Genomic DNA, 22,344 nt, shown 5'->3' on the forward strand with positions numbered 1-22,344 from the left:
GTCTCAGTTCCTTTTAGTCCAAAGCAACAGTTAAGTTGATGTCTTTCAATTTTTCGTTTACCGCTTCTTCTGACGATTTAGGGAAAGTCCCTACCTGCGCAATCGCACTCTTCGCAGCAGCACATACTCGGGCGTCTCCGTCTAATATGGTCACGCCAGCAACCATCATGTCTGTCCCTGTTGGGATCAGTTTGATGTTTACCCTACACTCCTTTCCCAGCAAGTAATCATCCTTAATCAGCCTTTGCTGAATGTTCTGAGTATAGATGGATGACATACGAGAAAGTTCATCGTCAATGAATTGGTTACGAGCCGCACTGTTTTGGCTTGCCTCACTTTCAAGGCCTGCAAAAATATCATCCAGTGCAGCTTCTTGCTCTTTACGCTCACGCTCTAATCGCTCAAGACGCTCTTTCTCTTGGCGTGCCTTTTCTGCGGCCTCTTTCGCTGCCTTTTCTTTCGCGATGCGTTCTTGCTCCGCTTTCGCAGCTGCTTCACGTTCACGTTTCGCTTTTTCTTCAGCTTCTTTCGCTGCTTTCTCTCGCGCTACGCGTTCTTGTTCCGCTTTTGCGGCCGCTTCTTCTTTGGCTTTACGCTCTTGTTCAGCTTTCGCTGCTCGCTCTTTCTCTTTGCGAACACGCTCTTCCTCAACTTTGCGTTCTTGTTCTTTCTTCTTGCGAGCAGCTTCGGCTTCACGAGCGGCTTTGGCGTCTTTTGCCTGCTGCTCTTTTAGCTTACGAATCTGTTCTTCTTCAGCTTTGCGGTTTTTCTCAAGCTGCTCAGCTTCACGTCTCAATTTATCTAGACGATCTTGCTCTTTCTTCGCGGCTTTTTCGCGTTGCTGACGAATCTCGTTCGCTTGTTTCTGAACAAGTTTTGGATCAATCACCACAGCCTGAACCATCTGGCCTGTCGGCTCTGGTTTCGACATAGTGAAGTCCGTCCCCCAAAGTAGAGCCACGACTAATAGCGCGTGCAAACCAACCGATATTGCTATCGGCTTGGTGTATTCTTTGGATTTTTTCTTGTTATCTTTCATAGATGTTCGATGTCTATTCCCTGATATCGGTCATCAGACCCACTTTTGGGATGCCTGCACGACTTAACTCGTCAAGCAAAAGTACAACGTCGGCGTATGGCGTTGCTGCATCACCACCTACCGCAACAGGTGAATCAGGTTTAATCTCACGCTCGGCTTTCACGCGCACAATCACGTCTTGTAGTGATAGACCGCGTTGAACCTCTTCATCATTCACGCTTAAGCCTAAATTGCCGTCACGATCGATTTCAATGATGATGAAGCTGCTGTCTGTATCACCAGCCAAGTCTTGCATAGATTCAGCCGTTGATGTCTGCGGAAGATCCACATCCACACCTTGAGTGACAAATGGAGCGGTCGCCATAAAAATGATCAGCAGAACGAGCATCACGTCGATGTATGGTACGACGTTGATCTCTGCAGTCATTTTACGCTTTTTAGGTTGGTAACCCGCCATGCTCTATTCCTTACTTGCGCTGTCTCGACCCGCCATCGCTTGACGGTGCAGGATGCTGTGGAATTCTTCAGAGAAAGTCGCGTAAGTGTGCTCTAGCTTACTTACTTTGTTGCTAAGACGGTTGTATGCCATTACTGCAGGAATTGCAGCAAATAGACCCATTGCAGTTGCAATCAGGGCTTCTGCGATACCTGGCGCTACCATTGAAAGCGTTGCTTGCTTTACTTCACCTAAAGCGATGAACGCATGCATGATGCCCCAAACCGTACCAAACAGACCAATGTATGGGCTGATAGAACCGACCGTTGCAAGGAATGGTAAGCTGGTTTCCAGTTCATCAACTTCACGAGCAACAGCAACGCGCATTGCACGGCCAGTGCCTTCCATGATGTAAGCTGGCGAGTTCGCATTGCTCTTACGTAGGCGAGCAAACTCGGTAAAACCTGCGTAGAAGATTTCTTCTGTACCTGTGATGTCGTCTTTACGACCTTTCACTTTCTGGTAAAGCTGAGAAAGATCAGTACCCGACCAGAATTTGTCTTCAAATGATTCCGCATCTTTTGATGCTTGAGATAAGACTTTGCTGCGCTTAATGATCATAGCCCATGATGCGATTGACATGCCGAGCAGTGTCAACATCACAAGCTTTACCAACAGACTGGCCTGAAGAAAGAGATCTAAAATGGAAATATCAGCAGTCACTATTTGTTAGCTCCGAATTGATAAATGATGGAATCGCAATTGGCTTCATTTTCTTATTATCGATACATGCTACCTTAACCATTGCCTTGCACAATGTTCCGCCTTCATCATTGACTAACTCTTGACAGAATTGCAAAGAAGCACGTTTTATTTCTGACACTCGGGTTAGAACGGTCAAATGCTCGTCCAGCCTTGCCCCTTGGTTGAAATCGATATCCATGTGTCGGACAACAAAGCCAATGTTTTGTTCCAGTAACACGTGTTGAGAAACGCCTTTTGCACGCAACATCTCAGTGCGCGCGCGTTCAAAGAATTTTAAATAATTTGAGTGATATACAACGCCACCCGCATCTGTGTCTTCGTAATACACAGTGATCGGCCAGCGAAAGGGATTTGATGTGCCTTGCAAGGGAGTACCAATATATTCAATTCTTTAAAGCAATTACTATAACTGAAGCGGCAGTAATTGGTACTGAGGTAAGGGAATATTTTTGAAATTTGTAGAAAAAATAAAAGCCAGACAAGACGTCTGGCTTTTATTCGATGATTTAGTAACCGACTTTATTTCAGAGTGTAACGCTTACATGAAATACAGTGCAGTTAGATAAATTAAGATAGCGAGCGAGAAATAAGGACTGAACAACACCTGCCAGTACCAATTTCTTGGCTTGAAGCCCACACCATATACCATGCTTGAGCACACTGCCCAAATCAGCGCTGGTGCGATAAACGCATTAAAGCCACCAATTTCTCGATGGTATGCGTTCGGATCCCACATCACCAACCCTACATGCATAAAGCCAAGGATTAAGGCCAAGACTCTTAGTAGAGTCTTGTCCATTGGTGCGTGAAGTTTCGCTACCTTGTCAGCGAGATTACTCACTGTCTTTATCCATCATTTCTGAGTGCTCTAACCAAAGAGCGTTGATGATACCGAATGCACAAGCAAGTAGTACACCTAGAATCCATGCGAAATACCACATAGTAATAGCTCCTTAGTATAGTGAGTTTTTGTTTTCTTCGATGAACTGGTCATCCAAGCGGCCAAACATCTTGTAGTAAGTCCAAGACGTGTAAGCAAGGATGATGGGAACCATAACAAACGCTACGCCTGTCATTAGGTTCAGAGTCAGCTCAGATGAAGTTGCATCCCACATTGTCAGACTTTGGCTTGGCATTAGGTCTGAAGGCATTACGAATGGGAACATTGCAATACCAGCAGTAAAGATAACACCAGCATTACCTAGGCTTGACGTTAGGAACGCGATACCACACTTCTCAAGACGAGATGCCAATACAGCTAGAAGCGGCATAGCAACACCCAGTACAGGTGCAGCCCATAGTAGTGGGTAAGCTTCGAAGTTGTTCATCCACGCACCAGCTTCACGGATAACCTCTTTGTTTAGAGGGTTAGAAGCCGCTGCAGTGTCGATACCACCTACGATAACGTAACCTTCGATGCTTTGGATCCAGAAACCAGCAAGCACAAATGCAACCACTGTTAGTAGACCAGTAAGCTGAGCTACGTTACGAGCACGAGTATGTACTTCGCCAGTTGTCTTCATTTGAAGCCATGTTGCACCTTGCATCAGGATCATGAACAAGCTTACTAGACCACATAGCAGAGCAAATGGGTTTAGTAGACCAAAGAATGAACCGTGGTACGTTGGCATTAGGAATTCGTTCAATTGGAATGGAACACCTTGTAGAAGGTTACCAAACGCTACACCAAAGATGATTGGTGGAACGAAGCCACTGATTGAGATACAGATATCCCAAGTGTTACGCCATTTTTTATCTTCAATCTTTGAACGGTAATCAAGACCGATTGGACGTAGCCAAAGTGCCGCTAGGGTTAGGATCATCGCTAGGTAGAAACCAGAGAACGATGTCGCGTAAACCAAAGGCCATGCTGCGAACAATGCACCACCAGCAGTGATAAGCCATACTTGGTTACCATCCCAGTGAGGTGCGATCGAGTTAATCATCACACGACGTTGCGTGTCGTTTTTACCGATAATAGGTACAAGCGCGCCCACACCCATATCGAAACCGTCTGTAATTGCAAAACCAACTAGTAGAACACCGATCAGTACCCACCAGATGAATCGCAAGATTTCGTAATCAAACATCTTGTTGTCTCCTTGTCTTACGCTTCTACTTGGCGACTAACTTTGTCTTCAACAGAGTCAGCGTTTTGCTCGAAGTGGTAGCGACCAGTTTTCAGGCTGCTTGGACCTTTACGAGCGAATTTCACCATTAGGTATACTTCTGCAATTAGGAATGCAGTGTATAGCGCTAGGATTGCAAATAGTGAAGTCCAGATTTCACCTGCTGTTAGTGCTGATGCAGCAACGTGTACCGGTAGGATTTCACCTACAGCCCACGGTTGACGACCGTATTCAGCAACGAACCAACCTGCTTCGATCGCAATCCATGGAAGTGGAATGCTGAATAGTGCAGCTTTAAGAATCCAAGGTTTCTGTTCGATCTTCTGACGACATGTTTGGATGAATGACGCACCAAATACGAATAGCATGATGAAGCCACACGCAACCATGATACGGAACGACCAGAATAGCGGCCATACTGTTGGGATTGAGTCATCCGCAGCAGCTTGGATTTGGTCTTCAGTCGCATCAACAACGTTGTCTGTGTAACGTTTTAGAAGTAGGCCGTAACCTAGGTCACCTTTCACTTCATCAAACGCAGTCATGTTTGCTTCAGACTTGTCGCCTGCACGCAGTTTTTCAAGCAATTCGTACGCGTACATACCAGTACGGATACGGTCAACGTGCTCTTCACGTAGATCGTGTAGACCTGTTACTTGCTCGTCAAATGAACGTGTCGCGATGATACCCATAACGTAAGGGATCTTGATTGCGTAATCGGTGTTCATTGTTTCTTGGTTTGGTAAACCGAACAGTGTGAACGCCGCTGGTGCTGGTTCTGTGTGCCATTCAGCTTCTACCGCTGCTAGCTTCACTTTTTGAACTTCACCAAGCTCGTAACCAGATTCATCACCTAGCACGATTGTAGACAGGATTGCTGCCATACCGAAAGAAGCTGCGATAGCAAACGAACGACGAGCGAACGCCACATCACGACCTTTCAATAGGTAGTAAGAACTGATGCCTAGAACGAACATTGCACCACACGTGTAACCAGATGCTACTGTGTGTACAAATTTAACTTGCGCTACAGGGTTTAGTACAACGTCTGCGAAGCTCACCATTTCCATACGCATGGTTTCGAAGTTGAATTCAGCGCCAACTGGGTTTTGCATCCAGCCGTTCGCGATAAGAATCCAAAGTGCAGAGAAGTTAGACCCCAGAGCAACCAACCAGGTTACCGCTAAGTGTTGACGTTTTGATAGACGATCCCACCCGAAGAAGAATAGACCAACAAAAGTTGACTCCAGGAAGAAAGCAACCAGTGCTTCGATCGCCAGTGGTGCACCGAAGATGTCACCTACATAGTGGGAGTAGTAAGACCAGTTCGTACCAAACTGGAACTCCATGGTAAGGCCGGTAGCCACACCAAGTGCAAAGTTAATACCGAACAGCTTACCCCAGAACTTGGTCATGTCCTTGTAGATTTGCTTGTTCGTCATTACGTACATCGATTCCATAATGGCCAAAAGGAAGGCCATACCAAGGGTCAATGGTACGAATAGGAAGTGATACATCGCTGTCAGTGCAAACTGCAACCGCGACAGATCAACTACGTCAATCATGGTAACTCCTATGTGTCGGCTGAATGACACTCTCTACATATTGCAATCCATACACAAGTGTTATTTACACTTGAAAAATGTTGAATTATCACAACTCTTTGTTGCAAAAATGTGCTTCATTGGTTAGTTAATTGTTAAGCATCAGCTAATATAGCTGGGCCTAATATTACTGCTAAAAACAGTTTGTTTCAAAAGGTTTATGGCGGGAAACCGCTTTGATGTATATCAATGTTTGTGCGCTGAATTTGAACAAAAATCCATCACATTGATCCAGATCAATCGATATTGGAAGAGTATGTTAAGAGAGAGTAATCAGGAGAGAAAATAATCAGTTAGGCAGGAACATAGAGTTAACAATCTATAAGTTTTTCTTACCTATTTAGTATTAGAGCAAATTAAATAAATGAGAGGTTGGTCAACATTGGGGAAACGCTGAGCGCCGAGCGCTCAGCGATGGAATCTTACTTTTCAATTCCGAAATGCAAATAAGCGCGATCAGTGGCAATTCTACCACGAGGCGTGCGCTGTAAATAGCCTTGTTGGATAAGATATGGTTCAAGGACATCTTCAATAGTGTCTTTCTCTTCACCAATCGCCGCTGCCATGTTGTCTAACCCTACCGGGCCGCCACCAAACTTCTCCATAATCGCAAGAAGCAGTTTGCGGTCCATGTAATCAAAACCTTTAGCATCGACATCGAGCATATTCAACGCTTTGTCTGCTACTTCTGCGCAGATGTGTCCATTACCCTTTACTTCGGCATAGTCACGAACACGGCGTAGCAGTCGGTTAGCAATACGCGGCGTACCACGGGCACGGCGAGCAACTTCTAATGCGCCTTCCGCTTCCATCGACAAGCCCAAGCAATCTGCACTGCGCTGAACGATGTCTTGTAGGTCTTTCACTTTGTAGTATTCAAGACGCTGCGTAATACCGAAACGGTCACGAAGTGGCGAAGTCAAAGAGCCTGCACGCGTTGTTGCACCGATCAGAGTAAAAGGAGGCAGATCAATCTTGATAGAGCGAGCTGCTGGGCCTTCACCAATCATGATGTCCAATTGGTAGTCTTCCATCGCTGGATACAACACCTCTTCAACCATCGGGCTTAAGCGGTGAATCTCGTCAATGAACAGCACATCGTTTTCTTCTAAGTTAGTCAGCAGCGCCGCCAAGTCCCCTGCTTTCTCCAGCACCGGGCCTGAAGTGGTGCGAATGTTCACTTCCATCTCATTGGCAACGATGTTCGCAAGCGTGGTTTTACCCAAGCCTGGAGGACCAAATATCAAAAGGTGGTCGAGCGCTTCATTTCGCAATTGAGCGGCTTTGATGAAAATCTCCATCTGATCACGCACGTGATCCTGACCTTGGTAATCCGCCAGTTTCTTAGGACGAATCGCACGGTCAATAACATCTTCATCACGAAACGAAGGATTCTCTGGCGCGATTAAACGATCGGCTTCAATCATATTGTTCCCTTGGGCTTTCCGTTACACCATTGATTTTAGTGCTTCACGGATCAGTTGCTCACTGGTCATATCCGGTTTAGCGATCTGAGAAACCACTTTCGACGCTTGAGTCGGCTTGTAACCTAGAGCTAGAAGCGCACTGATTGCCTCTTCTTCAGCGTTGCTGGATGTCGCACCAGAATCCGCAGGAGCAGCATCGGTAAACGGCGTAAATAGATCGCCAGCACCCCAACCTTTCAGACGGTCTTTCATTTCAACGACTAGGCGTTCAGCTGTCTTCTTACCTACACCCGGTAGCTTCACAAGGGTTGAAATGTCTTCACGCTCAACGCAAGAAACGAATTGGCTCGCTGTCATACCAGAAAGGATACCCAGACCTAGCTTAGGACCAACGCCGTTCGCTTTAATCACTTCACGGAAAAGTGCACGCTCTTTTACTGTGTTGAAACCGTAAAGCAATTGCGCGTCTTCACGCACAACAAAGTGAGTATAAATAATGGCTTCTTCGCCGACATTTGGCAGTTCGTAGAAACAGCTCATTGGCATCTGAACTTCATAACCAATGCCATTAACTTCAATTAAAACTTCAGGTGGTTGCTTTTCAAGCAGAGTGCCGCGAAGACGTCCAATCACTATAAATACTCTTTGGAAATGAATTTGCGACAGGATAATAAAGAACTGGATAGACATCCAGTCCTTTATTCGGTGGGGTTAGATTTTTGAGACAACTTGATCAAGCTGTTGAGTCAGATTGCGCACCGCGACCACTTGCCCGTTCAGCTCGTTGCCGTATTGCGCGACAGTTTCGGCAATGGTTTTAGTGTTCACTACGCCGTTAGCAACTTCACTGCTGGCTTCATCTAACTCTTTTAAAGCCGTCATTTGTGTTGCCATGATGCCAGACAGACTCTGCACATCATGAGAGATGGTAGTGACTTGCTGAATAATGGTGTTCATTCGCTCTGTACTTGACGTAACAACGCTTTGACCATGCTTCACTTCTTGCTCACTGCGATCAAGCAAGTTACGAATTTCCACTGCCGACTGACTACTCTTAGCCGAAAGCTCTCGAACTTGGTCCGCAACGACCGCAAAACCTCTGCCCTGCTCACCCGCTCTCGCCGCTTCAATAGCAGCATTCAGTGCGAGCAAGTTGGTTTGTTCCGCAACCGACGTAATCAAGTCCGCCACTTTCATGATGTCTTCATGGCTGGTAATGATCTGGCTGATCGCTTGGGTAGAGTCTTCCAATAATTCCGAGCTTTTCTCAGCTTGTTGATGAACGTCTTCACTCTTCTCACGCAGCTCTTCGACAAACTTGCTGGACTCTTCAATCCCCGTCGCCATGTGATGCACTTGCTGACTCATTTGCTCGGCTGCGCTGGCTTGAGATTCACTGTTTACATTAAGGGCATTCACCTGAGCATCCAATTGCGATGATTGCTCATCCAGCACTTGCGAGACTTGTTTCAACTCACTTGAGTTTTGATTAGCTTGCTCTAGTACCTCCGCCAAATGCAGCTCCCCCTCTGTCGCCTTTTGTGCCACCAACTCACTCTCAGCTTTGGCTTGCTCTGCACTTTCAATCGCGATGTCTCGCTGCTTGGCGGTAAAAGCTTGTGCAATACAAATCACCACCAGCGGTAACACAGTGCCTGACCATATCTCTACACGCTGCGCAGATTCAGACAACACGAGTTGGGGAAAACCAAAACCAGACACATGCTGATACGTCATCACTGCGGAAAGCACTATTACTAATGCGCTCCATGAGATTGCCATGATGCGAGTGCCAGATAAGAAGAAAGCGACGACCAATAAAGGTACCCAATAAGTTTGGGTTGAATCGACCACGCCACCACTTTGATAAATAATGTTGAGTGCATGCACTGACATGCCTACAAACCCCAGATTGAGCGACAACGCTGGTTGTTTGAACCACCTCAGGCTTAAGGCGGATATCAGTTCGAGTGCGATTAAGAGTACTGAGGTGAAGATTAAACTTTCATGCCCATGTTTGGACCATTTTATCAGGCTGTAGATCCCGACGAGGAAAGCGATGAAGGTAAATAGAGAGAGGATGTCTGCTTGACGTTGTTGAGTTCTTGTCCATTGAGTTTGGCGCGGCATAAATGCACTGCGCCACAGCGTGGCTGGATTCATGTTCAATCTTCCTTGATTGATTTCTTATTAGACCTCTGACCACTATAGTTTTGTAACATTTTCTCAACAAATTTAATCCTTAAATCTGTCTGAGATGTCTCATTTTTAATACGAGAACACGCCTAACGGTAACGACCTTTTCTTGCACTGGTTGCTTTGCCTGCGAGCGCCACCAGCGTCTTATTGGTGTTAGCGTGACAAATAGCAACACCCAACGCATCGGCAGCATCGGCTTGAGGCTTAGCTGGCAATTTAAGCATGTGTTGAACCATATGTTGAACCTGAACTTTGTCTGCACCACCTGTGCCCGTTACCGCTTGTTTAATAAGACGAGCCGCGTATTCATGCACCGGAAGATCCGCATTCACAGCCGCCACAATTGCGCTACCACGCGCCTGCCCTAGCTTTAGTGCAGAATCGGCATTCTTCGCCATAAACACTTGTTCGATGGCAAATACATCCGGTTGAAACTGGGTGATGATTTCCGTCACGCCTGCGTAGATTTGCTTGAGACGACCTGGCAGCTCTTTTTCTGAAGTGCGAATACATCCGCTGCCTAGATATTGCAAATGACGACCTTGCTGGCGAATCACGCCATAACCGGTAATACGAGAGCCTGGGTCAATGCCCAAAATAATTGACATGAAGAGTCCTAATCAATAACTCACTGTAAGTATTAGAATATATGTCATTAAAACAAAAACTCCCGCAGTTGCGGGAGTTTTTTCTTTAATTGTTGTGCGCTTATTCTGCGTCTTTTTCTTTCGCAACTGTCACTGCAATCGCTAGCTCTTCTAGAGCTGCTGGGTTTGCAAGGCTTGGAGCGTCTGTTAGTAGACACGCCGCCGCAGTTGTTTTAGGGAACGCGATAACGTCACGGATGTTCTCTGTACCACATAGTAGCATTACTAGACGGTCTAGACCGAATGCAAGACCTGCGTGTGGAGGCGTACCGAATTTTAGAGCGTCCAGTAGGAAGCCGAATTTCAGTTGTTGCTCTTCTGCATCGATACCTAGGATATCGAATACCGCTGCTTGCATTTCTGCGTTGTGGATACGTACAGAACCACCGCCCACTTCGTAGCCGTTTAGAACCATGTCGTATGCGTTTGAGTTCGCTACGGCTGGGTTCGCTTTTAGCTCTTCCGCAGTCACACCTAGAGGTGATGTGAATGGGTGGTGCATTGCGTGTAGGTTGCCTTCGTCGTCTTCTTCGAACATTGGGAAGTCAACAACCCATAGTGGAGCCCAAGTGCCTTCTTTAGTTAGACCTAGGTCTTTACCAAGTTTAAGACGAAGTGCACCTAGTGCTTCAGCAACGATGTTAGCTTTATCTGCGCCAAATAGGATGATGTCGCCAGATTCCGCTTGAGTGCGATCTAGAATACCGTTGATCACGTCTTCGCTTAGGAATTTAGCTACAGGAGATTGGATACCTTCCATGCCTGCTGCACGGTCGTTAACCTTCATCCATGCTAGACCTTTCGCACCATAGATACCTACGAATTCTGCGTAGCCGTCGATTTGCTTACGAGTAAGCTCAGCACCACCTGGTACACGGATAACTGCAACGCGACCTTTCTCGTCGTTTGCTGGACCAGAGAATACTTTGAACTCAACGTCTTTCACCAGGTCAGCAACATCTACTAGTTCTAGTGGGTTACGTAGGTCTGGCTTGTCAGAACCGAAACGACGAATCGCTTCGCTGAACGGCATTACTGGGAATTCACCTAGGTCAACGTTCAGTAGCTCTTGCCACATTTCACGAACCATTTTCTCAGTCGTTGCACGAACTTGATCAGCCGTCATGAATGACGTTTCGATATCGATTTGAGTGAATTCTGGTTGACGGTCAGCACGCAAGTCTTCATCACGGAAACACTTAACGATTTGGTAGTAACGGTCAAAACCAGACATCATTAGAAGCTGTTTGAATAGCTGTGGAGACTGAGGAAGCGCGTAGAAGCTGCCTTTGTGAACACGGCTAGGTACTAGGTAGTCACGAGCGCCTTCTGGTGTCGCTTTTGTTAGTACTGGTGTTTCGATGTCTAGGAAGCCGTTGTCATCTAGGAAACGACGAACAAAGCTAGACGCTTTAGCACGTAGCTTGATGCGGTCGCTCATTTCTGGACGACGTAGGTCTAGGTAACGGTACTTCAGACGTTGCTCTTCAGAGTTCTTTTGGTTGAAGTCTAGAGGCAGAACATCAGAACGGTTGATGATTTCAAGACCTTTCGCAAGGATCTCAACTTCACCTGTTGCCATGTCTTTGTTTACTTGGCTTTCTGGACGAACGCGAACTTCACCAGTTAGCTTGATACAGAATTCATTACGAAGTGTGTTAGCCACTTCATACGCATCTGCCATATCTGGATCAACAACTACCTGAACGATACCTTCGCGATCTCGCATATCGATAAAAATAAGACCGCCTAAATCACGACGACGGTTAACCCAGCCGCAAAGTTCTACAGTTTGTCCTGCAAGGGACTTGTTCAGGTGACCACAGTAATGGGTACGCATAATGAAATTCCCAATCTCTCAAATATTGTTAACTACGCTCTGTCAGCCTCATTGCCGAGCAGAGTAAAGATCCATTTATACGCTGAAAGCCTATGAAAATCGACTACTCAACATACAATTAAGTGTGTTTTATCATTCATTGGTGGTTTTTAGTACAACAAATGTTCAAAAGCACACCAAAGCGAAAAAATTGGTGGGGATTATAGCGTGAAATTACCCATTTCAGCAAAACTCTCGTAAAGTGGGCTCAGGAAAAAACGTAAAGCAGATATATGGATAATTTACCCCTTCGACTTGGATTGACCATGTGGTCGCACAACCAGTGGCAGCAAAGCTTTTATGGCAGTGGCACAAAACCAGCAGAGCGACTCGAAAAGTACGCGCAGGTGTTCCACACCGTAGAAGGCAACACCACCTTTTACGCCACACCGACGCTCAACACGGTGCAAAACTGGAAAGCCGCGACTCACGACGATTTCAAATTCACCTTTAAGTTGCCAAAAGCCATTACTCACGAACAGATGCTCAGAGGTTGCGATGAGCAGTTACGTGACTTTATGACGATCATGGAACCACTTCATGAGCGTGTTGGGCAATGGACGATTCAGCTTCCTGCTGCATTTGGTCCAGAACACCTCGATAGATTGAAGAAATTCTGTGCCAGCTTTCCACCGAATTTCCCCCTTGGGGTAGAAGTTCGTCATATGGCGTTTTTCTCCAAAGGTGAAGAGGAACGTGCGCTGAATCAGTGGCTGTTAGAGAGCGGCATCGACCGCATTATTATGGACAGCCGCCCTGTATTCGCCGCGCAGCCTACGACTGAAGCGGTAATCGATGCCCACCAGAAAAAGCCTCGCGTTCCTGTTCATGCAATCGCAACCGCCAAGCACCCGATGATTCGTTTTATCGGCCATCCCGATATGGACGACAACCTGCGCTTTTTCGAACCTTGGTTGAACAAGCTGCCGATGTGGATTGAACAAGGCATTCAACCGTACTTGATGATTCACACGCCAGATAACGTCTTAGCACCAGAACTGGCTGAAAAGCTATATAAGCAGCTACAACTTAAGCTCTCATTACCAAACTTGTCTGTATTTCCTGCCAACGATGGCAACTCGCAAATACAAATGTTTTAGACAAGCTTATAATTAAGCAAATGACAGAGGCGCGAATTTCCCATAAAATACGCGCCTTTTTTGATGCCTGACATTTCAGGCGGCTTGTATGCAGAGATTTGGTTATGAACCCTAAGAGCAATCCAGATACTATTTTTTCGGCTCCAATCGATAAAATTGGGGATTTCACGTTCGATGAACGCGTAGCGGAAGTTTTCCCTGACATGATTCAGCGATCGGTGCCGGGTTACAGCAACATCATTTCTGCAATTGGTATGCTGGCAGAGCGTTTTGTTAAGCCTCACTCAAACATCTACGACCTAGGTTGTTCTTTGGGTGCTGCTACGCTGTCTATGCGTCGTCATATCAAACAAGAAGGTTGCCAAATCATTGCAGTGGACAACTCTCCTGCGATGGTTGAACGCTGTAAGCTTCACGTCAACGCGTACCGCAGTGATACACCAGTTGATGTCGTCGAAGCGGACATTCGTAATATCGAAATCGAAAACGCATCTGTAGTGGTATTGAACTTCACACTGCAATTCCTTTCTCCAAAAGATCGCTATGCTCTACTAGAGAAAATCTACGCAGGTCTGCGCCCAGGCGGCATTTTGATTCTGTCTGAAAAGTTCGTGTTTGAAGATGAAGTGTCTAACGAGTTGTTGATTGACCTTCACCACGACTTTAAACGTGCAAATGGCTACAGCGAACTAGAAATCAGCCAAAAACGCAGCGCGATTGAAAACGTGATGCGCCCTGATTCCAAAAAAGATCATAAAGAGCGTTTCGCAGAAATTGGTTTCTCAAGCTACGACGTTTGGTTCCAGTGCTTTAACTTCGGTTCGATGTTTGCGATTAAATAGCGAGAAGCGAGAAGCGAGAAGCGAGAAGCGAGAAGCGAGAAGCGAGAAGCGAGAAGCGAGAAGCGAGAAGCGAGAAAGTCTTAACGTTTCGCATTTAGTGTCAATTTTTTAATTTATTACTCAGTGAAAAACTATGTTTAATTTTGCTAATTTTTATCAGTTAATCGCTCAAGACACTCGTCTTCAGCCGTGGCTAAACGTATTACCTCAACAGTTAACAGATTGGCAAAACGCTGAGCACGGTGACTTTGGTCGCTGGCTGAAAGCGCTGAACAAGATCCCACAAGGCGCACCAAACCAAGTGGACATCAAAAACTCAGTAACCATCAGCAACGATACGCCTTTTCATGAAGGTGAGCTGAAAAAGCTAGAAAGCCTACTGCGTACATTCCACCCATGGCGCAAAGGTCCATACACAGTGCACGGTATTCATATTGATACTGAATGGCGCAGCGACTGGAAATGGGATCGCGTTCTTCCGCACATCTCGCCACTAAAAAACCGCAGCGTGCTCGATGTTGGTTGTGGTAACGGCTACCACATGTGGCGCATGCTGGGTGAAGGTGCACGTCTAACGGTTGGTATCGACCCTTCTCATCTGTTCCTAATTCAGTTCGAAGCGATTCGTAAGTTAATGGGCGATGATCAACGCGCTCACCTTCTCCCATTAGGTATTGAACAACTACCAAAGTTAGAAGCGTTCGACACTGTATTTAGTATGGGCGTGCTATACCACCGTCGTTCTCCACTGGATCACTTGGTGCAACTAAAAGACCAGTTGGTATCAGGCGGCGAGCTTGTTCTGGAGACACTCGTCATCGAGGGCGATGAGAACGCGGTATTGGTTCCGACGTCTCGCTACGCGCAAATGCGTAACGTGTACTTCTTCCCATCAGCGAAAGCACTGAAAGTATGGTTGGAGTTGGTTGGTTTTAAAGATGTTCGTATCGTAGATGAAAACGTGACTTCTGTTGGAGAGCAACGCACCACAGACTGGATGACACATAACTCTCTACCAGATTACCTTGATCCAAACGACCCAAGCAAAACGGTTGAAGGCTATCCTGCTCCACGTCGCGCGATACTTGTGGCGACTAAGCCATAATTAACTGAGATTTCTGACATTGTCTTAACTCACTCCCGCCTTTAAGACATTAACCTCTCTTCGAATCTAATTAAGGATGCATTTTGCGTCCTTAATTTTTTGGCGTTTCGTCACTATTCCTCATTCTGTAAGAGACTGTCGCAGATTCTTGCTTGTGAGGGCTTGTCGATAACGCTAAACTCCTAAAAAACAAACAACTTAATCCAATCCCAAGGTTTTCAATGTTTATACGATTGACTCCGGTTGTTGCCATCGCCTTACTATCTGGTTGTACTTTAACCAAAGGCGAACAGTACCACCAAGAAACGTTAGCTGCTATTCAGGCTTCAGAAACGAATTTCAATACTCGCGTTACCAACTTAGAGCTTCAACTTAGTAACCAGTCGGATTACATCGAAAGTCTGGAAGGCCAAGTGGATAAGTTAAACGGCGAACTCAATACTTTCCGCAAAGAAGCAATGGATGAAGTGAGAAAGCCAAAAGAACCTATCATCGTTCAAGCTCCTGCTCCCGTTCAAGCAACTCCTACTCATGACATTGTCCTTGGCTCAATTGAGCGTGTGACAATCGATTCCATTAAACAAACTTTCGACGCTCGCGTAGATACTGGCGCTGCAACTTCTTCACTAAACGCAGTCGATATTGAAGAATTCGAAAGAAATGGCAAAAACTGGGTGCGTTTCCACCTTGCTGACAATACCAAGTCAGATGAAGAGAAAGACATTTGGATTGAAGCGCCAATCATTCGCTATGTGAAAATCCGCCAAGCAACCAATGAAGAATTAGAGCGTCGCGCTGTAGTCGAACTTTGGGTGCGCGTTGGAAAAATTCATGAAAAAGCGCAATTTACGTTGGCAGATCGCTCTCAAATGAACCATCCTGTTTTACTAGGAAGAGAATTTATGCGCGACATCGCACTCGTCGATGTGAGCCGTAAATATATTCAAACGGAAGAAGAGAAAAAATAATAAGGTAGATTATGACGTCAAGAATACCGTTTTACCTGTCAATCATCCTTTTGGTGGTTGCAGGCATCGCTTTGAGTGTTTTCAGACATCAGAATTACGGCGTTCCATGGACTCCAGGTGAAACGCGTCAGGTTTGGGATGTTGAAGCCCGTATTGAATTCAATGCGAATGGCGGTGAAGTAAAAGCTTCTTTAGCCGCTCCTCACACGCAAAAAGGCTACACCTTGATTGGTGAGTCTGCGTCCTCTCCAGGTTACGGTGTTTCTTACGTAAACTCTGATTCAGGTCGTCGTGCTGAATGGTCTATCCGCCAAGCAACTGGCGCACAAACCATTTACTACAAAGCCCAATTCTTGGTTGATCCACAAGCAAAAGTGGATGAACAACCACCAACAGGCGAAATCACCAAGCCTACCCTATCGGCACCACAACAAGCGGCAGCAAATGCTCTGATTGAACGCGCAATGAGCCGTTCGGCAGACAACGAGACGTTTGCCCGTGAGCTGATCAAAACGCTTAACGATCCAGACAGCCAAAACGCAGCGCTTATCTTGAACGACTTTGACCGTACTGATGCATTGCAAAAGATCCTGCTTACTGCGGGTGTGCAGAGCAAAACAGTTGGGGTTATCGAATTAGAAGATGGCCGCCGCCGTCAAACGATTCAACCAATGGTTCAAGTTTGGTCTGGTGATAAATGGGTTCTCTTCTCTCCTAATTCAGAGCAAGCAGCTGCACAGCCTAACCTTCTGGTTTGGGATGAATCCAACGTCTCTCTACTTGACCTAGTGGGCGGTAAGAACAGCCAAGTCCACTTCTCGATGATTAAGCAAGAGCTGACACCACAAGAAGCAACGGACAATAAAGTTGAAGCGGACGGTCTATTAAACCTTTCGATTCATAGCCTGCCTCTTGAAGAGCAAGCGATGTTCAAAACCATCATGCTGATCCCTATTGGTGCTCTGATTGTTGTGTTCTTGCGCGTGATTATCGGTCTTAAAACGTCCGGTACCTTCATGCCAGTTCTGATTGCGGTTGCCTTTGTTCAAACCCAGCTTGTTACGGGTATTGTGGGCTTCCTATTGATTGTCGGTACAGGTCTGATAATTCGAAGTTACCTCTCGAGGCTTAACTTACTTCTGGTCGCGAGGATATCCGCGGTTATCATCACCGTAATCATGATCATCTCTGTGTTCACCGTTGTGGCATTCAAGATTGGTCTGACTGAAGGTCTAACGATTACCTTCTTCCCAATGATCATCTTGTCATGGACTATCGAACGTATGTCGATTCTATGGGAAGAAGAAGGCGCGAAAGAAGTTGCGCTTCAAGGTGGTGGTTCACTACTGACAGCGGTACTGGTTTACTTAGCAATGACTAACACCTACATCCAGCACCTAACGTTTAACTTTATCGGCCTACAGCTCATTGTACTGGCAGGTATTCTACTACTAGGTACATACACGGGTTACCGTCTAACTGAGCTACGTCGCTTTAAACCACTAGCGGAGGACTAAACGATGTTTGAACGTTTTACTTCGCCTGCAAAACTTCGCCATAAAGGCATTATGGGCATGAACAAGCGTAACCATAGCTACATTGGTCGCTACAATGATCGCTCCAAATACCCTTTGGTGGATGACAAGCTAAAAACCAAAATCATTGCTGAAGCAGCAGGCGCAACTGTGCCTGCTCTTATCGGCGTGATTGCTAGCCAAGCTGAAGTGAAAAAGATTCACAAGATGGTCGAAAAGTGGCCAGGTTTTGTGATTAAACCAGCACAAGGAAGTGGCGGTAAAGGTATCTTGGTTATCACTTCGCACAAAGACGGTGTCTACACTAAGCCCTCGGGTGCAACTTGTAATAAAGAAGAAGTTGAGCGTCACATCAGTAACGCACTCGCGGGTCTTTTCTCCCTTGGTGGTAAGAACGATGTTGCTGTGGTTGAGAACTTAATTAAGTTTGATGACTGCTTCGACGGCTTCAGTTACGAAGGTGTGCCAGACGTACGTATTATCGTATTTAAGGGCTACCCTGTTATGGCGATGATGCGTTGCTCTACAGCAGCATCGGATGGTAAGGCTAACCTTCACCAAGGCGCGGTAGGTGTCGGTATCGACATTGCTACTGGTAAAGCCATTCGCGCGGTGCAATTTGACCAACCAGTGACTCATCACCCAGATACGGGTAAAGACCTGTCGACACTGCAAGTGCCTCATTGGGAGCGCTTGTTAGAGCTTGCGTCCAGTGCTTGGGAAATGACAGGTCTAGGTTACATGGGCACCGACATGGTATTGGACAAAGAAGAAGGTCCAATGGTGCTTGAACTGAATGCACGTCCTGGCCTAGCGATTCAGATCGCTAACGGCGCAGGTTTGCTGCCTCGTTTAAAACACATAGAAAACCTTGGTATGCCTGCCGAGTATCCAAAACCGAAAGAGCGCGTAGCCTACGCCGCTGAACAGTTTGGCTCTAAATCTCAGTTCTAATCTCCTAGCTAGCAGCCATTCTCGTGGTTGCTAGCTTTCTTTTCATATTTGAGCACTATCGCTCTCTTCTTAAGTAATTCATCGTTTTTATCACTGCAATCGATGATCCAGCTAACAAAATACACATCGATCGTTTCTTTTTTCTGCTGATTTTTGATTTTATATTTTCTCCCCCTTACTCAACTCAAGAGGTTGGGCGATGCTAACAAAAGAAACTAATAACAATGATACTCCGCTTGTTGAACAAGAGAACTTTGACCAGCACTTACAACGTTTGTCGGAAATCTCTGTCCAAGCACTTGATGAGCTTGCTGAAATGATCGAAAAAGGAAACGACCTTTCAGAAGAATAGGACTTACCTTTTCACATTTAAGCGCCTGCTAAAAAAGCCGAGACTGTTGCCCTACAGCTCGGCTTATTTCATTTTTGAAGGGGGGTTGTTTATATCAAAGTAGTAGCTGGCTTTTCAATGCTCTCACCTAGACGATAATTTGCTTTGATGGTATCCGCCACTTTCTCTGCAATCATGATGGTTGGCGCATTGGTATTCCCGCCCACCAGCGTCGGCATAATAGAGGCATCGACAACTCTCAATGCCTCCAAACCATAAACCTTAAGCTCGTTATCAACCACCGCTAGAGGGTCGCTCTTAGCCCCCATTTTACAAGTGCCGATTGGATGATATTGGGTGTCAGCTCGATTACGAATGTCCTGTTCTATCGCTTTGTCATCGCAAGCATCGACCGGATAGAAGTTTTCGCCGCGAATATCCGCGAACGCCTCACTCTCTAGCATCTGGTGCTGCTTCTTCCAGCCTTTGATCATGATTTCCATATCTTCTGGGTGACTAAAAAACGCAGGGTCGATACGCGGTACATCGTAAGGGTTGGTGCTATTGAGTTTAACGGTGCCAATGCTCTTTGGTCTTAGTAAAGTGACGTGAGAACTAAAGCCATGGCTCATGTGCATTTTGCGCGCATGGTCATCGACAACCGCAACAACGAAGACGAATTCCAAATCCGGCACTTTTACCTCGTCATCGGAGCAAAGAAATCCAATGCCCTCGGCAAAGTTACTGCTCATTTTTCCACTGCGTGCTTTCATCCATTGTGGCAAAGCTTTGATCATCTCTGTTGCCATTTGCAGCGAAACACCGAAGGTATCGCGCTTCGCTGTGCATCGATAGGTATGCACTAGGTCAATGTGGTCTTGTAAGTTTTCGCCAACGCCCGGCAGTTCATGAACTTGTTCTATCCCGTGCGCTTGTAAATCTTGTTTGGCCCCAACACCAGAAAGCATCAGGATTTGTGGCGAGCCGAATGCTCCCGCAGAGAGAATCACCTCTTTGTTGCACTTGATCTGAAAGCTATGCCCTTTCAAGCCATATTCCACGCCAACCGCTCGTTTGCCTTCAAACAACACTTTGTGCGTAGTCGCCTTAGTGATAACGGTCAGATTCGGCCGGTGTAAATTAGGAGTCAGATAAGCTTTGGCGGCACTGCATCGCTCACCATTGATTTGCGTGACTTGCGTTTGCATGGCGCCCAGCTGATCTGCGCCATTTATATCTGGATTACGAGGTACACCGATCGATTCACACGCATCTAAGAAGCGCTCTACAACGCCACTCGGTGAACGCAGATTAGCAACATTAAGTGGCCCACATTGCCCATGAAATTCATCATGATGGACTTCGTTATTTTCTGCTTTCTTGAAGTACGGCAGGCAATCTTGATAGCTCCACCCTTCATTGCCAAGGCTTGCCCAGAGATCGTAGTCGTATCGGTGCCCTCTGGCATACATCATCGCATTGATAGAACTCGAGCCACCTAACGTCTTGCCCCTTGGTTGATAACCCTTACGACCATTCAAGCCCGATTGAGGACTGGTTTCAAAACCCCAGTTGTTTATTTTGGTTGGCATCATCGCTACCACACCAACTGGCGTATGAATAAATGGGCTTGAATCCGGCCCGCCCGCTTCCAACAAGCATACGGTGACATTAGGATCCTCAGTGAGTCGAGACGCTAAAACACATCCGGCTGAACCACCGCCCACAACAATAAAATCATAACTGTCCATCATCTACCTCCGCGACATCTAAAGGGTGAAGCTCTCGCTTTAAAATCTTGCCTGTGGCGGTCATAGGCAGTGCTTTACGAATGAAAACACGGCGTGGGTATTTGTAGTCAGCAAGTTGTTCACGGCACCAAGCGATTAAAGTGTCGGGACTACAATGCGCATCTTGGTGAAGCACGACATGGGCATGTACTTCTTCACCTAGACGGTCATCATGCTCTCCAACGACAGCCACCATCTCTACATCGGGGTGGCACATCAAGACTTCTTCAATCTCTCGTGGATACACGTTGTAGCCACCGCGGATAATCATGTCTTTCACGCGATCGACGATAAACAAATTGCCGTGCTCATCCACACGTCCAATATCGCCAGTTAAGAACCAACCATCACGTAACGCATCACGGGTTGCTTCTGGTCGTCCATAATAACCTTTCATTACACTCGGGCTTTTTATACAGACTTCACCTAACTCCCCGATTGGTCGGGCGTGACCTTTTACATCGGCGATCTTAATCACGTAGCCGCACAATGGTTGCCCGACACTGCCAGGCAATCTGTCGCCATCAATATGATTAAACGTGGCCACTGGTGCGGTTTCTGATAGTCCATAACCTTCCAGTACTGGAAGCTCAAAGCGGTGCTCAAACTGGCGAATCACTTCTACCGGCATAGAGGCACCACCAGAAACTCCTAACCGAAGGCTATGTTTCACCAGTTCAGAATGCTCTGGAGATTGTTCGCCCGCTCTAAGCAGTGCGATATACATGGTTGGCACACCAGCAAATACGCTGACTTTATGTTGGATGATTTGTTCAATGACGAACTTCGGTTCAAAGCGTGGGATCAACACTATGGTAGAGCCTGTCAACACGCTGGCATTCATCATGACGGTTTGACCAAAACTGTGGAACAACGGCAAGGTTGCCATGGTCGTGTCACTGTATTCCAAGCGCATCAGATATTGAGAGGACATGGCATTGGTCAGCATATTCGTGTGGGACAATTCCGCTCCTTTTGGCTGCCCTGTTGTACCTGAGGTATAAAGAATCACCGCGGTGTCGTCGCCGTGTCTTGTCACCGATTCAAAAGACTCGAGTTCTTCGGCAAGCCAAGCGTCTATTGCATGCTCCCCTTCCTCACCTTGAGCAGAGAGCGAGATAAAATATTCGCACTGCTCGGCCTGAGAAAAACCTTGTCTGCCATAGCTTCCCATTGGCAGTTCTTCGCTTCCTTCAAAACAGAAATACGCTTTAGCATCAGAATCAGTAAGGTGATAAGCGATCTCTCGCCCTTTAAACAACACATTCAAAGGTACTACCACACAACCTGCTTTTAAAATGCCGTAATACACCATGGGGAAATAAGTGATGTTTGGACAAGACAGCGCGACTTTATCTCCGGCTTCAAGTCCCAGTCGCTTCAAGTTGGCAGCGATGTTACCTGCGAATTTATCGAGTAGTGCGTAACTGATTTCATCATCGCCCATCCTGAGCGCCGATTTAGAAGGAAAGAGCGCAGCACTGCGCTCCAGATTGACAGCAAGGTTGTGCATCCATGATCTCCTTTGTTTCGAAAGGCGGTGAGCAAGTGTCGACTGCCGAAGATTCTTTATGTAGAGAGGTAAGAATTGAGA

22 protein-coding genes are annotated in these 22,344 nt (G+C 46.4%); 7 read left to right on the top strand and 15 right to left on the bottom strand.

The features are described from left to right. Positions 1-13 precede the first annotated feature (13 nt). The 13 genes from tolA to aspS form a co-directional block, all read right to left on the bottom strand. Positions 14-1,039, bottom strand: a complete 1,026-nt coding sequence (gene tolA, locus A9237_RS03025; protein WP_038896330.1) for a cell envelope integrity protein TolA — start codon at positions 1,037-1,039, stop codon at positions 14-16. A 13-nt stretch (positions 1,040-1,052) separates the two neighbouring features. Beyond that, on the bottom strand, positions 1,053-1,496 hold the full coding sequence (gene tolR, locus A9237_RS03030) for a protein TolR (protein WP_005441707.1): 444 nt from the start codon (positions 1,494-1,496) through the stop codon (positions 1,053-1,055). A gap of 3 nt (positions 1,497-1,499) precedes the next feature. Beyond that, on the bottom strand, positions 1,500-2,198 hold the full coding sequence (tolQ, locus tag A9237_RS03035) for a protein TolQ (RefSeq protein WP_005426224.1): 699 nt from the start codon (positions 2,196-2,198) through the stop codon (positions 1,500-1,502). Continuing rightward, entirely contained in the window at positions 2,188-2,607 is a 420-nt protein-coding gene (gene ybgC, locus A9237_RS03040; RefSeq protein ID WP_078607650.1) for a tol-pal system-associated acyl-CoA thioesterase, read from the bottom strand. The genes tolQ and ybgC overlap by 11 nt, the downstream gene beginning before the upstream one ends. Before the next feature lie 171 nt (positions 2,608-2,778). Further along, positions 2,779-3,081: a cyd operon protein YbgE gene (gene ybgE / locus A9237_RS03045; RefSeq protein WP_017188312.1), complete on the bottom strand. Its 303-nt coding sequence runs from the start codon at positions 3,079-3,081 to the stop codon at positions 2,779-2,781. Next, on the bottom strand, positions 3,074-3,181 hold the full coding sequence (cydX, locus tag A9237_RS03050; protein WP_000270284.1) for a cytochrome bd-I oxidase subunit CydX: 108 nt from the start codon (positions 3,179-3,181) through the stop codon (positions 3,074-3,076). Before cydX ends, ybgE begins: the two co-directional genes overlap by 8 nt. Before the next feature lie 12 nt (positions 3,182-3,193). Beyond that, complete coding sequence (gene cydB / locus A9237_RS03055) at positions 3,194-4,330, bottom strand: cytochrome d ubiquinol oxidase subunit II (protein WP_039986504.1); 1,137 nt, start codon at positions 4,328-4,330, stop codon at positions 3,194-3,196. Between the two features lie 17 nt (positions 4,331-4,347). Then, positions 4,348-5,934 (bottom strand): cytochrome ubiquinol oxidase subunit I, encoded by a 1,587-nt coding sequence (gene cydA / locus A9237_RS03060; protein ID WP_005441697.1) that lies wholly within the window; start codon positions 5,932-5,934, stop codon positions 4,348-4,350. Between the two features lie 461 nt (positions 5,935-6,395). Further along, positions 6,396-7,400, bottom strand: coding sequence for a Holliday junction branch migration DNA helicase RuvB (ruvB, locus tag A9237_RS03065; protein ID WP_005441695.1), 1,005 nt, complete (start codon positions 7,398-7,400; stop codon positions 6,396-6,398). A 21-nt stretch (positions 7,401-7,421) separates the two neighbouring features. After that, positions 7,422-8,033 carry a Holliday junction branch migration protein RuvA gene (gene ruvA, locus A9237_RS03070; RefSeq protein ID WP_042605428.1) on the bottom strand — a complete coding sequence of 204 codons (612 nt, stop codon included), beginning with the start codon at positions 8,031-8,033 and terminating at the stop codon, positions 7,422-7,424. Between the two features lie 78 nt (positions 8,034-8,111). Continuing rightward, on the bottom strand, positions 8,112-9,563 hold the full coding sequence (locus A9237_RS03075; protein ID WP_078607651.1) for a methyl-accepting chemotaxis protein: 1,452 nt from the start codon (positions 9,561-9,563) through the stop codon (positions 8,112-8,114). 122 nt (positions 9,564-9,685) lie between these two features. After that, the gene (ruvC, locus tag A9237_RS03080) at positions 9,686-10,207 is read right to left on the bottom strand and encodes a crossover junction endodeoxyribonuclease RuvC (RefSeq protein ID WP_005426231.1); all 522 of its coding nucleotides are present in this window, start codon (positions 10,205-10,207) and stop codon (positions 9,686-9,688) included. A 100-nt stretch (positions 10,208-10,307) separates the two neighbouring features. Then, positions 10,308-12,086 carry an aspartate--tRNA ligase gene (gene aspS / locus A9237_RS03085; protein WP_078607652.1) on the bottom strand — a complete coding sequence of 593 codons (1,779 nt, stop codon included), beginning with the start codon at positions 12,084-12,086 and terminating at the stop codon, positions 10,308-10,310. Between the two features lie 272 nt (positions 12,087-12,358). Between aspS and A9237_RS03090 the strand changes: the two genes are divergently transcribed. From A9237_RS03090 to A9237_RS26935, 7 genes are all read left to right on the top strand, one after another. Continuing rightward, entirely contained in the window at positions 12,359-13,225 is an 867-nt protein-coding gene (locus A9237_RS03090) for a DUF72 domain-containing protein (protein ID WP_005441687.1), read from the top strand. 104 nt (positions 13,226-13,329) lie between these two features. Beyond that, complete coding sequence (gene cmoA, locus A9237_RS03095) at positions 13,330-14,067, top strand: carboxy-S-adenosyl-L-methionine synthase CmoA (protein ID WP_078607653.1); 738 nt, start codon at positions 13,330-13,332, stop codon at positions 14,065-14,067. Between the two features lie 133 nt (positions 14,068-14,200). Continuing rightward, positions 14,201-15,172 (top strand): tRNA 5-methoxyuridine(34)/uridine 5-oxyacetic acid(34) synthase CmoB, encoded by a 972-nt coding sequence (cmoB, locus tag A9237_RS03100; protein ID WP_009707086.1) that lies wholly within the window; start codon positions 14,201-14,203, stop codon positions 15,170-15,172. Positions 15,173-15,393: 221 nt separating this feature from the next. Beyond that, on the top strand, positions 15,394-16,140 hold the full coding sequence (locus tag A9237_RS03105) for an ATP-dependent zinc protease family protein (protein WP_005441684.1): 747 nt from the start codon (positions 15,394-15,396) through the stop codon (positions 16,138-16,140). A gap of 11 nt (positions 16,141-16,151) precedes the next feature. Then, positions 16,152-17,657 (top strand): inactive transglutaminase family protein, encoded by a 1,506-nt coding sequence (locus tag A9237_RS03110; protein WP_005441683.1) that lies wholly within the window; start codon positions 16,152-16,154, stop codon positions 17,655-17,657. 3 nt (positions 17,658-17,660) lie between these two features. Then, on the top strand, positions 17,661-18,629 hold the full coding sequence (locus A9237_RS03115; RefSeq protein WP_038896324.1) for an alpha-L-glutamate ligase-like protein: 969 nt from the start codon (positions 17,661-17,663) through the stop codon (positions 18,627-18,629). A 199-nt stretch (positions 18,630-18,828) separates the two neighbouring features. Beyond that, positions 18,829-18,981, top strand: a complete 153-nt coding sequence (locus A9237_RS26935) for a hypothetical protein (protein WP_009707089.1) — start codon at positions 18,829-18,831, stop codon at positions 18,979-18,981. A gap of 89 nt (positions 18,982-19,070) precedes the next feature. Here A9237_RS26935 and A9237_RS03120 read toward each other — a convergent pair whose 3' ends face one another. Together A9237_RS03120 and A9237_RS03125 are read right to left on the bottom strand one after the other, a co-directional pair. Continuing rightward, positions 19,071-20,711 carry a GMC family oxidoreductase gene (locus tag A9237_RS03120; RefSeq protein WP_078607654.1) on the bottom strand — a complete coding sequence of 547 codons (1,641 nt, stop codon included), beginning with the start codon at positions 20,709-20,711 and terminating at the stop codon, positions 19,071-19,073. After that, positions 20,698-22,263: a long-chain-fatty-acid--CoA ligase gene (locus A9237_RS03125; RefSeq protein WP_078607655.1), complete on the bottom strand. Its 1,566-nt coding sequence runs from the start codon at positions 22,261-22,263 to the stop codon at positions 20,698-20,700. The genes A9237_RS03120 and A9237_RS03125 overlap by 14 nt, the downstream gene beginning before the upstream one ends. Between the last annotated feature and the right edge of the window lie 81 nt (positions 22,264-22,344).

Source organism: Vibrio owensii, from assembly GCF_002021755.1.
Taxonomy (GTDB): Bacteria; Pseudomonadota; Gammaproteobacteria; order Enterobacterales; family Vibrionaceae; genus Vibrio; species Vibrio owensii.

What these genes read in the sequence shown, in the direction of transcription:
- tolA (WP_038896330.1), bottom strand. Translation starts at nt 1,039, where the DNA reads ATGAAAGATAACAAGAAAAAATCCAAAGAATACACCAAGCCGATAGCA.
- tolR (WP_005441707.1), bottom strand. Translation starts at nt 1,496, where the DNA reads ATGGCGGGTTACCAACCTAAAAAGCGTAAAATGACTGCAGAGATCAAC.
- cydX (WP_000270284.1), bottom strand. Translation starts at nt 3,181, where the DNA reads ATGTGGTATTTCGCATGGATTCTAGGTGTACTACTTGCTTGTGCATTC.
- cydB (WP_039986504.1), bottom strand. Translation starts at nt 4,330, where the DNA reads ATGTTTGATTACGAAATCTTGCGATTCATCTGGTGGGTACTGATCGGT.
- cydA (WP_005441697.1), bottom strand. Translation starts at nt 5,934, where the DNA reads ATGATTGACGTAGTTGATCTGTCGCGGTTGCAGTTTGCACTGACAGCG.
- ruvB (WP_005441695.1), bottom strand. Translation starts at nt 7,400, where the DNA reads ATGATTGAAGCCGATCGTTTAATCGCGCCAGAGAATCCTTCGTTTCGT.
- A9237_RS03075 (WP_078607651.1), bottom strand. Translation starts at nt 9,563, where the DNA reads ATGAATCCAGCCACGCTGTGGCGCAGTGCATTTATGCCGCGCCAAACT.
- ruvC (WP_005426231.1), bottom strand. Translation starts at nt 10,207, where the DNA reads ATGTCAATTATTTTGGGCATTGACCCAGGCTCTCGTATTACCGGTTAT.
- aspS (WP_078607652.1), bottom strand. Translation starts at nt 12,086, where the DNA reads ATGCGTACCCATTACTGTGGTCACCTGAACAAGTCCCTTGCAGGACAA.
- A9237_RS03090 (WP_005441687.1), top strand. Translation starts at nt 12,359, where the DNA reads ATGGATAATTTACCCCTTCGACTTGGATTGACCATGTGGTCGCACAAC.
- cmoA (WP_078607653.1), top strand. Translation starts at nt 13,330, where the DNA reads ATGAACCCTAAGAGCAATCCAGATACTATTTTTTCGGCTCCAATCGAT.
- cmoB (WP_009707086.1), top strand. Translation starts at nt 14,201, where the DNA reads ATGTTTAATTTTGCTAATTTTTATCAGTTAATCGCTCAAGACACTCGT.
- A9237_RS03105 (WP_005441684.1), top strand. Translation starts at nt 15,394, where the DNA reads ATGTTTATACGATTGACTCCGGTTGTTGCCATCGCCTTACTATCTGGT.
- A9237_RS03110 (WP_005441683.1), top strand. Translation starts at nt 16,152, where the DNA reads ATGACGTCAAGAATACCGTTTTACCTGTCAATCATCCTTTTGGTGGTT.
- A9237_RS03115 (WP_038896324.1), top strand. Translation starts at nt 17,661, where the DNA reads ATGTTTGAACGTTTTACTTCGCCTGCAAAACTTCGCCATAAAGGCATT.
- A9237_RS26935 (WP_009707089.1), top strand. Translation starts at nt 18,829, where the DNA reads ATGCTAACAAAAGAAACTAATAACAATGATACTCCGCTTGTTGAACAA.
- A9237_RS03120 (WP_078607654.1), bottom strand. Translation starts at nt 20,711, where the DNA reads ATGGACAGTTATGATTTTATTGTTGTGGGCGGTGGTTCAGCCGGATGT.
- A9237_RS03125 (WP_078607655.1), bottom strand. Translation starts at nt 22,263, where the DNA reads ATGCACAACCTTGCTGTCAATCTGGAGCGCAGTGCTGCGCTCTTTCCT.